Genomic DNA, 3163 nt, shown 5'->3' with positions numbered 1-3163 from the left:
CATCACCAGCCAGCTCGAGGCGACCTTGCAAGCGCAGGGCTTCCGCGGCGGCACAGTGGCCGAGCGGCTGGCAGCGTTGGCGGTGGACGATCGCTTCGTCTACCCCAACAACGACGAAGGCAAGGCGCAGCTGCTGAGTGAGTTGCGCACCATTGTGGCCGACGTACAAGCGCGCCTGCCCGCCATGTTCGACCTAATGCCCAAGACATCGCTGGAGGTGCGCGCGGTGCCCGCCGCCATCGAGGCCGGCGCACCTCGTGGCTACTACACCTCAGGCTCGGCGGACGGCAGCCGGCCCGGCGCGTTCTACGTCAACCTGCGCGACACGCGCGACTGGAAGCGCTGGTACGCCCCTTCGTTTGCATATCACGAAGGTGTGCCGGGGCACCACATGCAGATCTCCACGGCGCTGGAGACACCGGAGATTTCGATGATGCGGCGCACGCTGTGGTTCGCCGCCTATGGCGAAGGGTGGGCGCTGTACGCCGAACAGCTGGCCGACGAAATGGGGCTGTATGAGCGCAACCCCATGGGCCGCATCGGGTACCTGCAATCGATGCTGTTTCGTGCCGCCCGCCTGGTGGTGGACACCGGCCTGCACGCTCATCGTTGGACGCGCCAGCAGGCCATCGACTACCTCGTGCAAACCGTCGGCGAAACGCCCAACCGCTCCAGCGCCGAAGTGGATCGCTATTGCGTGATGCCGGCGCAGGCACTGAGCTACAAGGTTGGCCATCTGCGCTGGCAGCAGCTGCGCGAAGCCTGCCGCGCGCACGAGGGCGCTGCTTTCGACCTGAAGCGCTTCCACAGCCATGCCTTGCGCTGGGGTGCGATGCCACTGGAATTGCTGGACAGCTTGGCGGGTAGGCTCGGGGGCACTCACGCCGTCGCCTGAATCCCTTCGAGAAACGGCGTGATGTTTCGCATCGCACGCGCGACGTAATCGTCCTTCTCCCCCACCGGGGCGACGTAGTGCATCGCGCTCTTGGCCGCTTCGATGCCCTCCAGACGGGCGATCACCCAGGTGGCCAGGTACTGCGAAGCGAGGCAGCCGCCTGCGGTGGCCACATTGCCCTTGGCGACAAAGGGCTGGTTCAGCACCTTGATGCCGGCCTCTTCGACCCAGGGCTTGGTGGTCAGGTCGGTGCAGGCGGGCACGGTGTCGAGCAGCCCCAGCTTGGCCAACACGAGYGTGCCAGAGCACTGGGCGCCCAGCAGTTGCCGTGCGGGGTCGAGCTGCAGTTGCGCCATCAGGGCCGCGTCGGCGACCACCTCCCGCGTCTGCATGCCACTGCCAACAATCACCGCATCGGCAGCACTCGCCTCGCGCAAGGTGGCCTGGGCTTCAAGCACCACGCCGTTCATCGACCGGACACGCGCCGTGGGGCTGGCGATCGACACCCGCCAACCCGGCTTCTTGACGCGGTTGAGAATGCCGAGCGCGATGAGCGAGTCGAGCTCGTTGAAGCCTTCAAAGGTGAGGATGGCGATGTGCATGGTGACATCGTAGACACCGAATTCAATACAATCAAATTATTGTCATGGATACATTGCCGCATGGCCCACGCCCGCTACAAGACGCTGGTCGACACGCTGGCGGCTGAGATTCGAGAAGGCCGCCTGGCGCCGGGTACCCGCCTGCCCACGCACCGGGAGCTCGCCGCCCGGGAAGGCCTGGCGCTCGTCACCGCGACCCGCGTCTATGCAGAGCTCGAGGCCATGGGCCTGGTCAGCGGCGAGACCGGCCGTGGCACCTTTGTGCGAGAGGCCTTGCTGCCGCGTGGACTGGGCATCGATCAGCACGCCGCGGCAACCGGCATGGTGGATTTGAACTTCAACTATCCGTCGTTGCCAGGTCAGGCCGATCTGCTTCGATCAGCGCTGCGCCAGCTGGCCGCTTCCGGTGATCTGGAAGCGCTGTTGCGCTACCAGCCGCACGGTGGTCGCCCGCACGAGCGGGAGACGGTGGCACGTCACCTCGCGAGCCGCGGGCTGACAGTGAGTGGGGACCAGGTCGCCATCGTCGGTGGCGCGCAGCACGGGCTGGYGACGACCGTCATGGCGCTGCTGCAGCCCGGTGACGTGGTCGCCGTCGACGCCCTGACCTACCCAGGGTTCAAGGTGCTCGCCGAGGCACAGCGCCTGGAGCTGGCGCCGATCCCGGCGGCCGGTCAGGGGCCCGACCTAGATGCGCTGGAGGCCCTGTGCAAACGCCGGCGTGTGCGCGCCGTGTACACCATGCCGACGCTGCACAACCCGCTGGGGTGGGTGATGGCCGCGAGCCGGCGGCGGCAGCTGGTGGCAATCGCACGCCGGCACGGGTTGCTCATCATCGAGGATGCGGCCTACGCTTTCCTCGAGGCGGATCCACCCGCCCCCTTGTCAGCGCTGGCACCCGAAACAACCGTCTACATCTCGGGGATCTCCAAGAGCGTGGCGACCGGGCTGCGCGTCGGCTTTGTCGCGGCACCGGCGGCCTGGATGCCGAAGATCGAACGCGCGATCCGGGCCACCACTTGGAACACGCCCGGCGTGATGACCACGATCGCCTGCGGGTGGCTGGCAGACGGCACGGTCACGCGGCTGGAAGAACAGAAGCGCCAGGACGCGATGGCTCGGCAAGCGATCGCTGCCGAAGTTCTCAGCGGACTTCGGTGCGTCCGCCATCCCGCGTCCTACTTCGCCTGGCTCCCCTTGGCGGAAGAGCTTCGTGCCGACAAGGTGGCGATGGCGCTCGTGTCCGAAGGCATTTCGGTGTCGACGGCAGAGCCCTTCTCGACGACYGCCCACGTGCCCCACGCACTGCGCCTGGCTCTCGGGTCCGTCGAGTTGGACGTGCTTCGAGACGCATTGGAGAAGGTCAAGCGCGTGATCAACGATCAGGCTTGCYGAAGCTGCCCATGAAGGACACTCGGCACCCGCATTGTTAGAAGGAATCACATGCTGCGCATCTGGGGCAACGCCGACTCGGTCAACGTACAAAAGGTACTCTGGTGCTGTGAAGAGCTTGGCCTGGGCTACGAGCGCATTGACGCAGGCCGGCACTTTGGCGTGGTCGACACGCCAGCGTTCCTGGCGTTGAACCCGAACGGTCTGGTTCCGACGCTCGAGGACGAGGGCTTCGTCGTCTGGGAATCCGGCGCGATCCTGCGCTACCTTGCAG

4 protein-coding genes are annotated in these 3163 nt (G+C 66.3%); 3 read left to right on the top strand and 1 reads right to left on the bottom strand.

The annotated features are described in order from the left end of the window. A partial coding sequence (locus tag AC1DYI_RS30680; protein ID WP_477207898.1) for a DUF885 domain-containing protein occupies positions 1-895 on the top strand: 895 nt, incomplete at its 5' end. On the opposite strand, the gene AC1DYI_RS30675 is transcribed toward AC1DYI_RS30680, so the two are convergent. Further along, positions 880-1497, bottom strand: coding sequence for a DJ-1/PfpI family protein (locus tag AC1DYI_RS30675; protein WP_477207897.1), 618 nt, complete (start codon positions 1495-1497; stop codon positions 880-882). The genes AC1DYI_RS30680 and AC1DYI_RS30675 overlap by 16 nt on opposite strands. 60 nt (positions 1498-1557) lie before the next feature. Here AC1DYI_RS30675 and AC1DYI_RS30670 point away from each other — a divergent pair, with 60 nt between their 5' ends. Both AC1DYI_RS30670 and AC1DYI_RS30665 read left to right on the top strand, forming a co-directional pair. Continuing rightward, a complete protein-coding gene (locus AC1DYI_RS30670; protein WP_477207896.1) occupies positions 1558-2904 on the top strand; it encodes an aminotransferase-like domain-containing protein in 1347 nt (448 codons plus the stop codon). A 36-nt stretch (positions 2905-2940) separates the two neighbouring features. Further along, a partial coding sequence (locus AC1DYI_RS30665; protein WP_477207895.1) for a glutathione S-transferase N-terminal domain-containing protein occupies positions 2941-3163 on the top strand: 223 nt, incomplete at its 3' end.

Source organism: Ideonella sp. P3_A4 (genome assembly GCF_056403075.1).
The sequence above is the reverse complement of the archived record's forward strand: the minus strand, read 5'-3'. Positions and strand labels throughout refer to the sequence as shown.